The sequence below is a fragment of the Enterobacter sp. MGH 16 genome (assembly GCF_000493175.1).
Lineage (GTDB): Bacteria > Pseudomonadota > Gammaproteobacteria > Enterobacterales > Enterobacteriaceae > Enterobacter > Enterobacter roggenkampii.
Genome location: NZ_KI535695.1, coordinates 3537684 through 3554339 on the forward strand (window position 1 = coordinate 3537684; position 16656 = coordinate 3554339).

Consider the following 16656-nt stretch of genomic DNA (forward strand, 5'->3'; position numbering starts at 1 on the left):
TTTTTTCAACTCTCTTTCACCTGCCCCCGCGTGACCGGAACCGGCAACCAGGCGCGAATGCTCAACCCGCCCCGCTCGCTGGTACCAATCTCCAGCAACCCGTTATGGTTATCCACAATACGCTGCACAATCGCCAGGCCTAAGCCCGTACCGCTGGTGCTGCGTGCGCTGTCGCCGCGCACAAACGGCTGGAACAGATGCTTACGCTGCTCGGGCTTGATGCCCGGACCGTCGTCTTCCACCTGGAACCAGGCGCGGTTGAGCTCAGACCCGCTGCTGACTTTGATCCAGCCGTTACCGTAGCGCGCCGCGTTGACCACCATGTTCGCCACCGCGCGCTTAATGGAGAGCGGGTGCATACGAACCTGAATTTCACCGGCCTGAAGGTCAGTATCAATTTCACGCTCGTAGCCGCTTTCTGCCGCCACCACTTCACCCAGCACCGCGTTCAGGTCCGCCATTTCCATCGGCATCTCCTGGCCGGTGCGCAGGTAGTCGATGAACTGCTCGATGATGGCGTTGCACTCTTCGATGTCCTTGTTAATGGACTCGGCAAGGTAACCATCCTCTTCCCCCATCATCTCCGTCGCCAGACGAATACGCGTCAGGGGGGTGCGCAGGTCATGGCTCACCCCCGCCATCAGCAGCGTACGGTCATCCGCCAGCTGCTTCACGCCTGCCGCCATATGGTTAAACGCACGCGTCACCGAGCGGACTTCCGAGGCGCCATACTCGCGCAGCGGAGGAGGAATAATGCCTTTACCGACCTGCAGCGCAGCGTGCTCCAGGTCGACCAGCGGTCGGTTTTGTATTCGGATAAACAGCCAGGCTCCGCCTATCGCCAGCAGCATAATCGCCAGGGTATAGCGGAACAGCGGCGAGAAATCGCCCTGATGGATTTCGGTCAGCGGGACGCGCACCCAGATGTTGGGTGACAGCCAGGTTTTCAGCCAAACAACGGGCGAGCTTTTGTTGACCTCGACGCGCACTTCCGTCGGGCCACCCAGCTGCTGCGCCATCTGCTGGCTGAGAAATTCGTAGTGTTGCGCCCAGCGCAGACCCGCGTCTTCCGCCGCTTCATTCGAGTAGAGCGAGATGCCCAGTTCTCGGTAGATTTCACGACGAAACGCCGGGGGAACAACCAGCTGCGTGCCGTCCTCCAGCTGCAGCTTATCGGTCATCAGCATACGCACTTCGTAGGCCAGGACCTTATTAAACTGCTGGAGGCTCGGCAGGATCGCAAAGTTCAGCACCACCAGGTAGGTCGTCACCAGGCTGACGAACAGCAGGGTGACGATCAGTAACAGGGTGCGGGCAAACGAGCTTCGCGGCGAGAAGCGCATTCGCCTCATGCTTTAGAGCCGTCCGGAACGAACACGTAGCCCAGACCCCATACGGTCTGAATATAACGAGGATGCGCCGGATCTTCTTCCACCATGCGGCGCAGACGGGAGATCTGCACGTCGATAGAGCGTTCCATTGCGGAGTATTCGCGACCACGCGCCAGGTTCATCAGCTTGTCGCGGGAGAGCGGCTCACGCGGGTGGCTAACCAGCGCTTTCAGCACCGCGAACTCGCCGCTGGTGAGCGGCATTGGCTCGTCTTCACGGAACATTTCGCGCGTGCCGAGGTTCAGCTTGAACTTGCCGAAGGCAATAACGGCTTCTTCCTGCGACGGTGCGCCCGGCAGCTCGTTCGCCTGACGGCGCAGCACGGCGCGAATGCGCGCCAGCAGTTCACGCGGGTTAAACGGTTTTGGAATGTAGTCGTCGGCGCCGATTTCGAGGCCCACGATACGGTCAACTTCTTCGCCCTTCGCCGTTACCATAATGATCGGCATCGGGTTGCTCTGGCTGCGCAGACGGCGGCAGATAGAGAGCCCGTCTTCGCCTGGCAGCATCAGGTCGAGAACCATCAGATGGAAAGATTCACGGGTCAACAGACGATCCATTTGCTCAGCGTTCGCGACGCTGCGAACCTGGAAGCCCTGCTCGGTCAGATAACGCTCCAGCAGCGCACGCAGGCGCATGTCGTCATCCACGACCAGAATTTTATAGTTTTCTTGCATTGTGTGTACTCCCAAAGGTTCGGATAGTCTTTGTAACAGCGTATTCTAAAAAAGTGCACGTATTCGACCAGTTAATTCTGGTATAAATTCTAGTCGAAATTGTTACAAAGCATATTTAACAGCAGCTTATCTTTTCATTTCACCACATAAATTATTATTAATCCTGTCTGTTACACTGTGTGGTACGTATTGTGCGCAAAACAGAGAACCGGCAGCAAAGGCAGCACCATGAAAACGCCCCTGATCACCCGCGAAGGGTACGAGAAGCTCAAAAAAGAGATGGATTTCCTCTGGCGCGAAGAGCGTCCTGAGGTGACCAAAAAGGTGACCTGGGCCGCGAGCCTGGGCGATCGCAGCGAAAACGCTGACTACCAGTACAACAAGAAGCGGCTGCGCGAAATTGACCGCCGTGTACGCTATCTGACGAAGTGCCTTGAGAACCTGAAAATCGTCGATTACTCCCCGCAGCAGGAGGGCAAAGTCTTCTTCGGCGCGTGGGTGGAGATTGAAAACGACGACGGTGACACCCTGCGTTTTCGCATCGTCGGCTACGATGAAATTTTTGGTCGTAAGGATTACATCTCCATCGACTCCCCGATGGCCCGCGCGCTGCTGAAAAAGGAAGTGGGCGATCTGGCCGTCGTGCAAACCCCAGCCGGTGAAGCCAGCTGGTACGTTAATGAGATCGTCTACGTAAAATAGTCCGAGAGCGCCCTCCCCGGCTGGCATTTTGCCGTGTCAGCCCGTATAACTATCCCCTGATTTTTTCGACTCAACAGATGATAAAGCCATGATGAAAGATTCGCTCTGCCGCATTATTGCGGGTGAACTTCAGGCCAGAGCCGAACAGGTAGAAGCTGCCGTTCGCCTGCTTGATGAAGGGAACACCGTGCCGTTTATTGCACGCTATCGTAAGGAAGTCACCGGCGGTCTGGATGACACGCAGCTGCGTAACCTGGAGACCCGTCTGGGTTATCTGCGCGAACTGGAAGAACGTCGTCAGGCGATCCTCAAATCCATCGGCGAACAGGGCAAGCTGACCAGCGAACTGGAAAGCGCCATCAATGGCACCCTGAGCAAAACCGAACTCGAAGACCTCTATCTGCCGTACAAGCCGAAGCGCCGCACGCGCGGACAGATTGCAATTGAAGCGGGTCTTGAGCCGCTGGCCGACCTGTTGTGGAACGAGCCGTCCCACGATCCGGATACCGAAGCGGCGAAATTCATCGACGCCGACAAAGGCGTAGCGGACACCAAGGCCGCCCTCGACGGCGCGCGCTACATTCTGATGGAGCGCTTCGCGGAAGATGCCGCCCTCCTCGCTAAAGTGCGTGATTATCTGTGGAAGAACGCCCACATCGTCTCTACCGTCGTCGCGGGTAAAGAGGAAGAAGGCGCGAAATTCCGCGACTACTTCGATCACCACGAACCGATTTCCACCACCCCTTCCCACCGCGCGCTGGCAATGTTCCGCGGCCGCAACGAAGGCGTGCTGCAGCTCTCCCTGAACGCCGACCCGCAGTTTGACGAGCCGCCGAAAGAGAGCCACTGCGAGCAGATCATCATCGACCATCTCGGCCTGCGCCTGAACAACGCCCCGGCTGACAGCTGGCGCAAAGGCGTGGTGAGCTGGACCTGGCGCATCAAGGTGCTGATGCACCTCGAAACCGAGCTGATGGGCACCGTGCGCGAACGCGCCGAAGATGAAGCGATTAACGTGTTCGCCCGCAACCTGCACGACCTGCTGATGGCCGCCCCTGCTGGCCTGCGCGCGACCATGGGTCTCGATCCGGGTCTGCGTACCGGTGTAAAAGTCGCTGTCGTTGACGGCACCGGCAAGCTGGTCGCTACCGATACCATCTATCCGCACACCGGCCAGGCAGCGAAAGCGGCCGTCGTGGTGGCGGCGCTGTGCGAAAAATACAACGTCGAACTTGTCGCCATCGGCAACGGTACGGCGTCCCGCGAAACCGAACGTTTCTACCTCGACGTGCAGAAGCAGTTCCCGAAAGTGACGGCGCAGAAAGTGATCGTCAGCGAGGCCGGGGCGTCCGTCTATTCCGCGTCCGAGCTGGCGGCCCAGGAGTTCCCGGACCTGGACGTTTCCCTGCGCGGTGCGGTCTCGATCGCTCGCCGCCTGCAGGATCCGCTGGCGGAACTGGTGAAGATCGACCCGAAATCGATCGGCGTGGGCCAGTATCAGCATGACGTGAGCCAGACTCAGCTGGCGCGCAAGCTGGATGCGGTGGTGGAAGACTGCGTAAACGCCGTTGGCGTTGACCTGAACACCGCCTCCGTCCCTCTGCTGACCCGCGTAGCGGGCTTAACCCGCATGATGGCGCAAAACATCGTCGCCTGGCGCGATGAGAACGGCCAGTTCCAGAACCGTCAGCAGCTGCTGAAGGTAAGCCGTCTGGGGCCAAAAGCGTTTGAGCAGTGCGCGGGCTTCCTGCGCATCAACCACGGCGATAACCCGCTCGATGCCTCCACCGTTCACCCGGAAGCGTACCCGGTGGTGGAACGCATCCTGGCCGCCACCCAGCAGGCACTGAAGGATCTCATGGGCGACAGCAGCGCCCTGCGCAACCTGAAAGCCGTTGATTTCACTGACGACAAATTTGGTGTGCCAACCGTTACCGACATTATTAAAGAGCTGGAAAAACCGGGCCGCGATCCGCGTCCTGAGTTCAAAACAGCGACCTTTGCTGACGGTATCGAGACCATGAACGACCTGCTGCCAGGGATGGTGCTGGAAGGTGCGGTGACCAACGTCACCAACTTTGGCGCGTTTGTGGATATCGGCGTGCATCAGGATGGCCTGGTCCATATCTCATCCCTTGCCGACAAGTTCGTTGAAGACCCGCACACCGTGGTCAAAGCGGGCGACATCGTGAAGGTCAAAGTGCTGGAAGTGGATCTGCAGCGCAAGCGTATCGCCCTGACCATGCGTCTGGACGAGCAGCCGGGTGACACCAGCGCGCGCCGCGGCGGCAACGGCGGGGGCCGCGAGCCGCAGCGTCCGGCCGCGAAAGCCGCGAAGCCGCGTGGACGTGACGCCCAGCCTGCAGGCAACAGCGCGATGATGGATGCGCTGGCGGCCGCGATGGGTAAAAAACGCTAAGGTTGTACATGCCCGGTGGCGCTACGCTTACCGGGCCTACGGTTTTGTAGGCCGGGCAAACGCAGTGCCGCCCGGCAAGCAGGTCGCAGGGAATTAAAATAAATAGCGTGTAGCCATATTTAAACCGCGAATTATCACCCCGTTAACAAATACCTCTCTTTTCGTTTTCCCGGCATTTCAGCAAATATTGAGCAAGGTCAAACAGGCCGTAAATTAATACCGTAAACAACATTCCGTCACAGTTTTAATATTGCTGATAAAAACTATTCTCATTATCATCGCATAGTAGATAATTTAACCATTCGTGGAATCAGGCGTTATGCAATTCACTCCAGACAGTGCATGGAAGATTACCGGTTTTACCCGCGAAATTAGCCCGGCCTATCGGCAAAAGCTGCTGTCGCTTGGCATGCTGCCCGGCTCGTCATTCCAGGTCGTACGCGTGGCGCCGTTAGGCGATCCGGTTCATATCGAAACCCGACGCGTGAATCTGGTCCTGCGTAAAAAAGACCTCGCGTTAATAGAAGTCGAAGCCTTATCCCGATAACAAGCCAGCGGTTTCAGTGAGTCCAGAAAAATGAAAAAGTTAACTATTGGCTTAATTGGCAATCCTAATTCCGGCAAGACTACGCTTTTTAACCAGCTGACCGGGGCTCGCCAGCGCGTGGGCAACTGGGCGGGCGTAACGGTTGAACGTAAAGAGGGCCAGTTCACGACGACAGACAACCAGGTGACGCTGGTTGACCTTCCCGGCACCTACTCCTTAACCACCATTTCGTCGCAAACTTCGCTCGATGAGCAAATCGCCTGTCACTACATTCTTGGCGGCGACGCGGATCTGCTGATCAACGTGGTCGATGCCTCAAACCTCGAGCGTAACCTCTATCTGACGCTGCAGCTGCTGGAGCTGGGTATCCCCTGCATCGTGGCGCTCAACATGCTCGACATCGCAGAGAAACAAAAGCTACGCATCGACGTTGATGCGCTCTCCGCGCGCCTGGGCTGTCCGGTGGTTCCGCTGGTCTCGACCCGCGCTCGCGGTATCGACGCCCTGAAGCTGGCCATTGACCGCCACGCGGGAAACCGCGACGTTGAGCTGGTGCATTACGCCCAGCCTCTCCTGCGCGAAGCCAACGTGCTGGCGCAGGAGATGGACAAAGCCATGCCTGCGAAACAGCGCCTGTGGCTTGGCCTGCAGATGCTGGAAGGGGATATCTACAGCCGCGCTTATGCCGGTCATGCGGCCGATAAGCTGGACGTGACGGTGGCCCGTCTTAGCGACGAGCTGGACGACCCGGCGCTGCACATCGCCGATGCCCGTTACCAGGCTATCGCCTCGATCTGCGACGTGGTCAGTAACGCGCTGACGGCAGAACCCAGCCGCTTTACGGCGGCGGTGGATAAGATTGTGCTCAACCGCTTCCTCGGTTTGCCCATCTTCCTGCTGGTGATGTACGTGATGTTCCTGCTCGCCATTAACATCGGTGGCGCGCTGCAGCCGATTTTTGACGCCGGTTCCGTCGCGGTCTTCGTGCACGGCATTCAGTGGGTGGGCTACACCCTGCACTTCCCGGAATGGCTCACCATCTTCCTCGCGCAGGGGATCGGCGGCGGTATCAATACCGTTCTGCCGCTGGTGCCGCAGATCGGCATGATGTACCTGTTCCTCTCGTTCCTGGAAGATTCCGGCTACATGGCGCGCGCGGCGTTCGTGATGGATCGTCTGATGCAGGCGCTGGGCCTGCCGGGCAAATCCTTCGTCCCGCTGATCGTCGGCTTCGGCTGTAACGTGCCGTCGGTGATGGGCGCACGCACGCTGGATGCACCGCGCGAGCGTCTGATGACCATTATGATGGCGCCGTTTATGTCCTGCGGTGCCCGTCTGGCGATCTTTGCGGTCTTTGCGGCAGCCTTCTTTGGCCAGCAGGGCGCGCTGGCGGTCTTCTCGCTGTACGTGCTGGGCATCGTGATGGCGATCCTGACCGGCTTAATGCTGAAACACACCATCATGCGCGGTGAAGCGTCGCCGTTCGTGATGGAGCTGCCGGTGTACCACGTCCCCCATCTGAAAAGCCTGGCGATCCAGACCTGGCAGCGTCTGAAAGGCTTCGTCCTGCGCGCCGGTAAGGTGATTGTCATCGTCAGCGTTTTCCTGAGCGCCCTGAACAGCTTTACCCTGAGTGGACAGGCAGCGGATAACATTAACGACTCTGCCCTCGCCTCCGTCAGCCGCGTCATCACGCCGGTCTTCAAACCGATTGGCGTGCATGAGGATAACTGGCAGGCAACCGTCGGGCTATTTACCGGCGCGATGGCAAAAGAGGTGGTTGTCGGTACCCTGAACACGCTCTACACCGCCGAGAACATTCAGGAGCAGGAATTTAACCCGGCGGAGTTTCACCTCGGTGACGAACTGCTGGGTGCCGTAGAGGAAACCTGGCAAAGCCTGAAGGACACCTTCAGCCTGAGCGTGCTGGCGAACCCGATTGAGGCGAGCAAAGGCGACGGCGAGATGGCGACCGGTGCCATGGGCGTGATGGGCGAGAAGTTTGGCAGCGCGTCCGCGGCCTACAGCTACCTCATCTTCGTTCTGCTCTATATTCCATGCATCTCCGTGATGGGGGCGATTGCCCGCGAGTCCAGCCGCGGCTGGATGGGCTTCTCCATCCTGTGGGGATTAAACATCGCGTATTCGCTGGCGACGCTGTTTTATCAAACCGTCAATTTCAGCCAGCACCCGCGCTACAGCCTGGTCTGCATTCTCGCGGTTGTGCTGTTTAACGTGATCGTTCTCGGCCTGCTGCGGCGGGCACGCAGCCGCGTCGACATCGACCTGCTGGCAAACCGTAAAACCGCGGCGACCTGCTGCAACAGCCCGGCAGGCGACTGTCACTAAGGAGCACACCCCATGGCATCGTTGATTCAGGTTCGTGACCTGCTGGCACTGCAGGGGCGAATGGAGGCGAAACAGCTGAGCCTCAGCCTGCATACGCCGCAGCCGATGATCGACGCCATGCTGGAAAGACTGGAAGCCATGGGGAAAGCGGTGCGGATTCAGGAAGAGCCGGACGGTTGTCTGTCCGGCAGCTGTAAACATTGCCCGGAAGGAAAAGCCTGCCTCAGGGAGTGGTGGGCACTGCGCGAATAAAGGCGGACAGCGCCGAACAAAACTCGCCAGGATGTGAAATAAATGGCGCGTGTGCCGCTTTAGCGACCACCATTGATTGGCTCTCCGGCCACAGGTTATCCAGCAGTGGAACCACCTTACGCGGAACCAGCCCGTCCAGATAGCCATACATACGCAGGTGCGGGACCGTCAGCGACGCCAGCGGTTCACGCAGATCGATCGTCTTGAGTATCTCAAGCCCCCCGTTAAGCACCTCAACGTCAGGCATCGGCAGCGACAGCACGGTCTGCTTCAGCGTGCGCGCGTCCTGACGCGCGGTTTCTGTACCCATCGTCTGCAGCGCGAGAAAACGCTCCACCGTCCGCTGGAAATCGTCGCTTAGCTGCTGCTGGAACCCTGCCAGCACTTCAGGCTTGATCCCCGGCCACGCGTCCTGCGCGCTAAAGCAGGGTGACGAGGCAACGGTAACCAGCGCGCTCACGCGCCCGGGGTTATCCAGCGCAATCTTGCTTGCCACTAGCCCGCCCAGGCTCCAGCCCAGCCAGACAGCGTTTTGCGGCGCGGCGTCCAGAACCTGCTGCGCCATCTCATCAAGCGACATCGCGCCAAAGCCGCGGCTGCGGCCATAACCCGGCAAATCCACCAGATGCAGCGTAAATTGCGAGGCAAGTTCCTCGCTTACGCAACGCCACACCTCAGCATTTAGTCCCCATCCGTGCAGCAGCACAAGATGGCAATTTCCCGTTCCGACGGTCTGCCACCACAGCGTCTTCATCAGTTACTGTTCTCTTTTTCACATGGAGGTTGCACATGCTAACAGTACCTGGGTTGTGCTGGCTATGCCGAATGCCGCTGGCACTCAGCAGGTGGGGCATCTGCTCCGTCTGTACGCGATCGCTGCAATGGCGTATCGGGATCTGTCCACAATGTGGTTTACCGGCCACAAATCCCTCTTTGCCCTGTGGCCGGTGCCTGAAAAAATCCCCGCCATGGAGCGCGCTGGTGGCGGTGGATGATTATGTTCCGCCGCTGAGCAGGCTGATTCACGCGCTGAAGTTTTCCGGTCAAAGTTCCCTGGCACAGCCCCTTGCGCGACTGCTACTGCTGGCGGTTTTGCAGGCGCGGCGCCACCGCGCATTGCCGAAAATCGATAGGTTGGTGAATGTCCCCCTCTACCGACGCCGCCACTGGCGACGCGGTTACAATCAGAGCGACCTGATCTGCCGTCCCCTCGCCCGGTGGCTTGGCTGTCAGTATGATGCCCGCGCGCTGACGCGTGTTCATGCCACCGCCATCCAGCATCAGCTCAGCGCCCGGCTTCGCAAAAGAAACCTCAAAAATGCCTTTCGCCTTGAATTGCCGGTCGACGGTCTCCATATCGCGATTGTGGATGATGTCGTCACCACAGGCAGTACCGTTGCTGAACTTTCCCGACTGCTTTTGCAAAGCGGCGCCGCGTCGGTTCAGGTATGGTGTCTGTGCCGTACCTTGTAGCCCTTCTTCAATGGGCGTATGATTATACCCAGGTAATTTAGTCAACTATTAGGCCAAAGCTATGATCCGTATTTCCGATTCTGCACAAGCGCACTTTGCCAAACTGCTGGCAAATCAGGAAGAAGGGACGCAGATCCGTGTGTTTGTGATCAATCCAGGCACGCCGAATGCAGAATGTGGTGTTTCTTATTGTCCTCCGGACGCCGTGGAAGCCACCGACACTGCCCTTAAATTTGAACAGCTCACCGCCTATGTTGATGAGCTGAGCGCACCGTATCTTGAAGATGCGGAGATCGACTTCGTCACCGATCAGCTGGGTTCTCAGCTGACCCTGAAAGCACCGAACGCGAAAATGCGTAAAGTGTCTGACGATGCCCCGCTGATGGAGCGCGTTGAGTATCTGCTGCAATCCCAGATTAACCCGCAGCTGGCTGGCCATGGCGGTCGTGTTTCCCTGATGGAAATCACCGACGAAGGTTTTGCCATTCTGCAGTTTGGCGGCGGCTGTAACGGCTGTTCAATGGTCGATGTCACCCTGAAAGAAGGGATCGAGAAGCAGCTGCTGAACGAGTTCCCGGAACTGAAAGGCGTGCGTGACCTGACCGAACACCAGCGCGGCGAGCACTCTTACTACTGATTCATTGCCCGTCTGTATTGCCCGGTGGCGCTGCGCTTACCGGGCCTACAAAACCCTGCTCCCCCTCTTCGCTCCCCTCTATATGTTGACCTGCGTCTCATAATTCACATTTTGCCTTCCAGGGTGATTCTCAATCACGCCATGTTACCCGTATCATTCCCATGGGCACTAAGCACACTCATAACAGCCGACTAAACTTAATCGTTTAAAAGGCATCAGTATTAGTGCCGTTACTTCTCTGTTCCCAGTTGGGACAACCGGAATTTGTCGTTGAAACAATGACGTTACCCATAACAATTCAAAGGCCAGGTAAATCATGCCATTAGTCATCGTTGCTATCGGTGTTGTGTTATTACTGCTCTTGATGATCCGCTTCAAAATGAACGGATTTATCGCTCTGGTTCTGGTGGCACTTGCAGTCGGTCTGATGCAGGGGATGCCGCTGGTTAAAGTTATCAGCTCGATTAAAGCCGGTGTCGGCGGCACGCTCGGCAGCCTGGCGCTGATCATGGGCTTCGGCGCCATGCTCGGTAAAATGCTGGCGGACTGCGGTGGCGCGCAGCGTATTGCTACCACGCTTATCGACAAATTTGGTAAGAAGAACATTCAGTGGGCAGTGGTGTTAACCGGCTTTACCGTTGGTTTCGCGCTGTTCTATGAAGTGGGCTTCGTGCTGATGCTGCCGCTGGTGTTCACCATTGCGGCTGCCGCGAGCATCCCGCTGCTGTATGTCGGTGTGCCAATGGCCGCGGCGCTGTCCGTGACCCACGGCTTCCTGCCGCCGCACCCGGGTCCAACCGCTATCGCGACCATCTTCCACGCCGACATGGGTAAAACCCTGCTGTTCGGTACGATTCTGGCGATCCCAACGGTGATTCTGGCAGGCCCGGTTTATGCCCGCTTCCTGAAAGGCATTGATAAGCCGATTCCGGAAGGTCTGTACAGCGCCAAAACCTTCACCGAAGAAGAGATGCCTGGCTTTGGCGTCAGCGTCTGGACCTCTCTGGTACCGGTGATCCTGATGGCGATGCGCGCCGTGGCAGAGATGGTTCTGCCGAAAGGTCATGCGTTCCTGTCCGTTGCAGAATTCCTGGGTGACCCGGTGATGGCAACGCTGATTGCCGTGCTGATCGCGATGTTCACTTTCGGTCTGAACCGCGGCCGCTCCATGGATCAGATCAACGACACGCTGACCTCTTCCATCAAAATCATTGCCATGATGCTGCTGATCATCGGCGGTGGCGGTGCGTTCAAACAGGTTCTGGTCGACAGCGGCGTGGACAAATACATCGCTGCCATGATGCATGAAACCAACGTGTCGCCGCTCCTGATGGCCTGGTCTATTGCCGCGGTTCTGCGTATTGCGCTGGGTTCTGCGACCGTTGCAGCGATCACCGCAGGCGGCATCGTTGCGCCGCTGATTGCCACCACGGGCGTGAGCCCTGAGCTGATGGTTATCGCCGTCGGTTCCGGTAGCGTGATTTTCTCTCACGTAAACGATCCGGGCTTCTGGCTGTTCAAGGAGTACTTCAACCTGACGATCGGTGAAACCATCAAGTCCTGGTCCGCGCTGGAAACCATTATTTCGGTGTGCGGTCTGGTCGGGGTGCTGCTGCTGAATATGGTGGTCTGATGCCCTAAGTCGGGTGGCGGCTACGCCTTACCCGACCTACATGAGCACCACCTGATAATAAAAAACCCGCCACTGGCGGGTTTTTTATTACTTCTTACCAGCAGCTTTTCGCCGCTTATCCAAATCCTTGATCAGCCTGTTCACCCCGTCATCGGCAAACATCGCCTCAAGCGTGGTGGACAGCTTACGACGCCAGTTCTTGTACTGATAGCTGGTACCCGGAATGTTCACCGGCTCCGCCATATCAATCCAGTCTTCCGGCTGCAGGCCCAGCAGGGCGCTATTGCTGTCGGCAATATAGCGCTGCAAACCGCGGTTGAGTGTCGCAGTCATCGCCATCAGCGACGCTTTATGCCCGGCGCGCTTCGGCAGACAGCCATGCTTATGCAGCGCATCCAGCAGCCCCTGTTTGGAGAGCTCGCGATCCTGATAAAGACCGCGTAACACCTCTTCGTCAGGATACAGGCCCAGCGTTTTGCCAAGGGTCAGATCGCCGCTTTCCCAATAGCCACGAAGCGTAGGAAGGTCATGCGTCGTCGCGACTGCCATTGACTGTTCAGGGTACGCTTGCGGCGCGCGGAAGGTTTTCTCATGGTCGTTTTCAAAATAGAGCACTTTATAGGAGTAGACGCCGCTGTCGCGGAGCTTGCTGACAATCTCCACCGGCACGGTACCGAGATCTTCACCGATCACCATGCACTGGTGACGCTTGCTTTCCAGGGCCAGGATCGACAGCAGATCGTCAACCGGAAACTGCACGTATGCCCCGTGATCCGCCGTTTCACCGTACGGGATCCACCACAGGCGCAGCACGGACATCACGTGGTCGATACGCAGCGCCCCGCAGTTCTGCATGTTGGCGCGCAGCAGGTCGATAAACGGCTCGTAGGCGCGCGCCGCCATCACGTGCGGATCCATCGGCGGCAAGCCCCAGTTCTGGCCGAGCGGGCCCAGGATATCCGGCGGCGCGCCGACGGAGGCTTTCAGACAGTAAAGCTCGCGGTCACACCAGGTTTCCGCACCGCCTTCCGCCACGCCGACGGCCAGATCGCGGTACAGGCCAATCGGCATTTTATAGCCCTGGCTCACCTGCCAGCAGGCGGCAAACTGGCTGTACGCCAGCCACTGCAGCCACAGGTAGAAGTCCACTTCATCAGCATATTTTTTACAGAACGCTTTCACTTCCGGCGTGTCGACGGATTGATACGCTTCAGGCCAGACCGGCCAGCCCCAGCGCATTTCGTCCTCTTTCACCTGATACGCGTGCAGCGCATCGAACGCCGCCTGCCAGTACAGGCTCTCGCCCTCCTGCGTCACGAACTGGCGGAACGCCGCCATCTGCTCGTCATCGCGCTGCGAAAAGCCTTTCCACGCCAGGCGCAGCGCGGCCATTTTCAGCGCCGTGACGGTGGAGTAATCCACCCAGTCGGCTTCGCGCGCCTGCTTCAGCGCCTGCTGCGTGGTACTGAGTTTCCACCAGGCCTGCGCCTCCTGGCTGTTTTTGAAATCATCTAAGGCGTTAACGTCGATATAAATCACGTTCAGCCAGCGACGGGAGGACGGGCTGTACGGGCTGGCGCTCTCCGGGTTGGCCGGATAGAGGGCGTGGATCGGGTTGAGGCCGATAAACGCGCCGCCGCGCTCGCCCACGGATGCCAGCATGTTCTTCAGATCGCCAAAATCACCGATCCCCCAGTTGCTGTCGGAGCGCAGCGTATAGAGCTGCACGCAGGCGCCCCACAGCTTTTTCCCTTCGAGCAGCGCCTGCGGCTCGTAGCAGCGTTTTGGCGCGACGATCACCCGGCAGTGGAAACGCCGATCGTCCTGGGTGAGCGTCAGGGTGTGGTAGCCCTCCGGCAGCTTCGCCGGAAGGTTAAGGGTTTTGCCGCCGGTGGCGTGGCCTTTGTGCTGATGCCCCTCTTCGGTCGTGAGCAGCCAGCTAAACTCGCCGCGCCCTTCCACCGCGAGCGGCATCTTTTTACCTGCGGTGAATACCTTCACGTTCGGTACCGGCGCAGCCGACGCTTTCGCGTCGGTTTTGTGCATGGCATCCAGCAAACGTCTTTTGGTGTCGGCGCCAATAGACTGTGGTTTGCCGTGAGCATTAATGTAACTGAGGCTAATTCCCGCCGCCTGCGCGGCACTGTCCAGACGTTTACTCTCCATCGCGCTTCCTTAGCGTTTTGCCTGCCAGATACGGGCCTGATAATCACGGATTGAGCGGTCAGAGCTGAACATGCCGCAGCGCGCGGTGTTCAGGATGCACGCGCGGGTCCACGCTTCCTGGTCGCGATACAGCACGTCGACCTGTTTTTGCGCTTCAACGTAGGCCGTGAAGTCCGCCATCACCAGATACGGGTCACCGCCGTGTTTGTCCATGCTGTGCAGCATCTGGTCAAACGCGTGCTTGTCGCCGTCGCTGTATTTGCCGCTCTCCAGCTCCTTCAGCACCGCGTCCAGCACTTTGTCTTTCTTACGCCATTTCACCGGGTCGTAGCCTTTGGCCTTGATGGCTTTCACCTCTTCCACGGTGTGGCCGAAGATAAAGATATTCTCTTCGCCCACCTTCTCGGCGATTTCGACGTTCGCCCCGTCCAGCGTGCCGACGGTCAGCGCGCCGTTCAGCGCCAGCTTCATGTTGCCGGTACCGGAGGCTTCTTTTCCTGCGGTTGAGATCTGCTCGGAGATATCCGCCGCCGGGATCAGCATTTCAGCCGCCGAGACGCAGTAATCCGGCAGGAATACCACCTTCAGCTTGTCGCCCACGTTCGGATCGCTGTTGATCGCCTCCGCCACTTTATTGATGGCGAGGATAATGTTTTTCGCCAGGTAGTAGCCCGGCGCCGCCTTCGCGCCGAACAGGAACACGCGCGGCACGCGGTCAGCCTGCGGGTTCTCGCGGATCTCTTTGTACAGCGCCAGAATGTGCAGCAGGTTCAGGTGCTGACGTTTGTACTCGTGCAGGCGTTTGATCTGGATATCGAAAATCGCATTCGGGTTGATCTCAATCCCGGTGCGCGCTTTCACGAACGCCGCCAGGCGAACTTTGTTCTCCAGCTTAATCGCGCGGTACTGTTCGCGGAATTTCGCGTCGTCAGCGTATTTTTCCAGGTTGATGAGCTGGTCCAGATCGTTCGCCCACTCTTTCTTCAGGGTCTTGTCCAGCAGGCCAGCCAGCAGCGGGTTGCACTGCTTGATCCAGCGACGCGGCGTAATGCCGTTGGTCACGTTGTGGAATTTGGTCGGCCACAGCTGGTGGTATTCCGGGAACAGATCTTTGACCACCAGATCCGAGTGCAGCGCCGCCACGCCGTTCACCGCAAAGCCGCTCACTACGCACATGTTCGCCATGCGTACCTGCTTATCGTGAACCACCGCCAGCTTCGCCCAGACCGCTTTGTTGCCCGGCCAGGTTTTATCCACCAGGGTTTTAAACTGGTCGTTAATCTTGTTGATGATCTGCATGTGGCGCGGCAGCAGCGCTTTCACCAGCTTCTCATCCCAGCACTCAAGCGCTTCCGGCATCAGGGTGTGGTTGGTGTAGGCAAAGGTACGGCTGGTGATGGCCCAGGCGTCGTCCCAGCTCAGCTGATGCTCGTCAATCAGCACGCGCAGCAGTTCCGGGATGGCAATGGTCGGGTGCGTGTCGTTGAGCTGAATGACTTCGAAGTCCGGCAGCTGCGCCAGCTTGCGGCCCGCCAGGTGATGGCGACGCAGAATGTCCGCCACGGAGCAGGCGCACTGGAAGTACTGCTGCATCAGGCGCAGCTTTTTACCGACCAGGTGGTTGTCGTTCGGGTAGAGAACTTTGGTCAGCTTCTCGGCGTCGATGCCCTGCTGCTCGGCACGCAGGAAATCGCCGTCGTTAAATTTGGTCAGGTTAAACGGATGGGCGTGCTTCGCCTGCCACAGACGCAGCGGCTGCGCCACGCCGTTACGGTAGCCAAGCACCGGCAGATCCCAGGCTTCGCCGGTAATGGTGAACGCAGGCTCCCAGAGACCTTGTTTCGTCACTTTCCCGCCAATGCCAACCTGCACGTCCAGCTGCGCGTTATGGCGGAACCACGGGTAGGTATTGCGATGCCAGTCGTCCGGCGCTTCCATCTGATGGCCGTCAGCGAAGGACTGACGGAACAGGCCGTACTGGTAGTTCAGACCGTAACCAATCGCCGACTGGCCGACGGTCGCCATGGAATCCAGGAAACAGGCCGCCAGACGACCCAGGCCACCGTTGCCCAACGCCGGGTCAATCTCTTCTTCCAGCAGATCGGTCAGGTTAATGTCGTGTTCTTTAAGAACGTCACCAACCTCCTGATACCAGCCGAGGTTCAACAGGTTGTTGCCCGTCAGACGGCCAATCAGGAACTCCATTGAAATGTAGTTTACATGGCGCTGCCCGTTTGCCGGTTTTGCCAGAGGTTGAGCATCCAGCTGCTCTGCGAGCGCACCGCTCACTGCCTGCCACCACTGGTGAGGCGTCATCTCGTTAGCAGCATGAAGGCCAAAACGCTGCCACTGACGCGTCAGGGCAGCCTGGAATTGAGCTTTGTTGAAGGTAGGCTGTGACATAGGGGAT

13 protein-coding genes are annotated in these 16656 nt (G+C 58.4%); 8 read left to right on the plus strand and 5 right to left on the minus strand.

The window, feature by feature from the left end; translation table 11 throughout:
- Window positions 1-5: 5 nt before the first annotated feature.
- Window positions 6-1352, minus strand: a complete 1347-nt coding sequence (gene envZ, locus L362_RS06200) for a two-component system sensor histidine kinase EnvZ (protein WP_008503047.1) — start codon at window positions 1350-1352, stop codon at window positions 6-8.
- A complete protein-coding gene (gene ompR / locus L362_RS06195) occupies window positions 1349-2068 on the minus strand; it encodes an osmolarity response regulator transcription factor OmpR (RefSeq protein ID WP_001157751.1) in 720 nt (239 codons plus the stop codon). Before ompR ends, envZ begins: the two co-directional genes overlap by 4 nt.
- A gap of 228 nt (window positions 2069-2296) precedes the next feature.
- Here ompR and greB point away from each other — a divergent pair, with 228 nt between their 5' ends.
- The 5 genes from greB (at window position 2297) to feoC (ending at window position 8337) form a co-directional block, all read left to right on the plus strand.
- Entirely contained in the window at window positions 2297-2770 is a 474-nt protein-coding gene (gene greB, locus L362_RS06190) for a transcription elongation factor GreB (protein ID WP_008503048.1), read from the plus strand.
- Window positions 2771-2858: 88 nt separating this feature from the next.
- The gene (locus tag L362_RS06185; protein WP_023345034.1) at window positions 2859-5189 is read left to right on the plus strand and encodes a Tex family protein; all 2331 of its coding nucleotides are present in this window, start codon (window positions 2859-2861) and stop codon (window positions 5187-5189) included.
- Between the two features lie 319 nt (window positions 5190-5508).
- Window positions 5509-5736: a ferrous iron transporter A gene (gene feoA, locus L362_RS06180; RefSeq protein WP_008503050.1), complete on the plus strand. Its 228-nt coding sequence runs from the start codon at window positions 5509-5511 to the stop codon at window positions 5734-5736.
- A gap of 30 nt (window positions 5737-5766) precedes the next feature.
- The gene (gene feoB, locus L362_RS06175) at window positions 5767-8085 is read left to right on the plus strand and encodes a Fe(2+) transporter permease subunit FeoB (protein ID WP_021242189.1); all 2319 of its coding nucleotides are present in this window, start codon (window positions 5767-5769) and stop codon (window positions 8083-8085) included.
- Between the two features lie 12 nt (window positions 8086-8097).
- Window positions 8098-8337: a [Fe-S]-dependent transcriptional repressor FeoC gene (feoC, locus tag L362_RS06170; RefSeq protein ID WP_008503052.1), complete on the plus strand. Its 240-nt coding sequence runs from the start codon at window positions 8098-8100 to the stop codon at window positions 8335-8337.
- Here feoC and bioH read toward each other — a convergent pair.
- A complete protein-coding gene (gene bioH / locus L362_RS06165; protein WP_023345035.1) occupies window positions 8309-9091 on the minus strand; it encodes a pimeloyl-ACP methyl ester esterase BioH in 783 nt (260 codons plus the stop codon). The two genes, feoC and bioH, sit on opposite strands and share 29 nt — an antisense overlap.
- Window positions 9092-9126: 35 nt before the next feature.
- Here bioH and gntX point away from each other — a divergent pair, with 35 nt between their 5' ends.
- The 3 genes from gntX to gntT all read left to right on the plus strand — a co-directional run bounded on the left by gntX (window position 9127) and on the right by gntT (window position 12080).
- Complete coding sequence (gntX, locus tag L362_RS06160; protein WP_023345036.1) at window positions 9127-9810, plus strand: DNA utilization protein GntX; 684 nt, start codon at window positions 9127-9129, stop codon at window positions 9808-9810.
- A gap of 61 nt (window positions 9811-9871) precedes the next feature.
- On the plus strand, window positions 9872-10447 hold the full coding sequence (gene nfuA / locus L362_RS06155) for a Fe-S biogenesis protein NfuA (RefSeq protein ID WP_008503055.1): 576 nt from the start codon (window positions 9872-9874) through the stop codon (window positions 10445-10447).
- Between the two features lie 316 nt (window positions 10448-10763).
- Window positions 10764-12080 (plus strand): gluconate transporter, encoded by a 1317-nt coding sequence (gntT, locus tag L362_RS06150; RefSeq protein WP_013099097.1) that lies wholly within the window; start codon window positions 10764-10766, stop codon window positions 12078-12080.
- Window positions 12081-12167: 87 nt separating this feature from the next.
- On the opposite strand, the gene malQ is transcribed toward gntT, so the two are convergent.
- A complete protein-coding gene (malQ, locus tag L362_RS06145; RefSeq protein WP_023345037.1) occupies window positions 12168-14246 on the minus strand; it encodes a 4-alpha-glucanotransferase in 2079 nt (692 codons plus the stop codon).
- A 9-nt stretch (window positions 14247-14255) separates the two neighbouring features.
- A complete protein-coding gene (gene malP / locus L362_RS06140) occupies window positions 14256-16649 on the minus strand; it encodes a maltodextrin phosphorylase (protein WP_023345038.1) in 2394 nt (797 codons plus the stop codon).
- Between the last annotated feature and the right edge of the window lie 7 nt (window positions 16650-16656).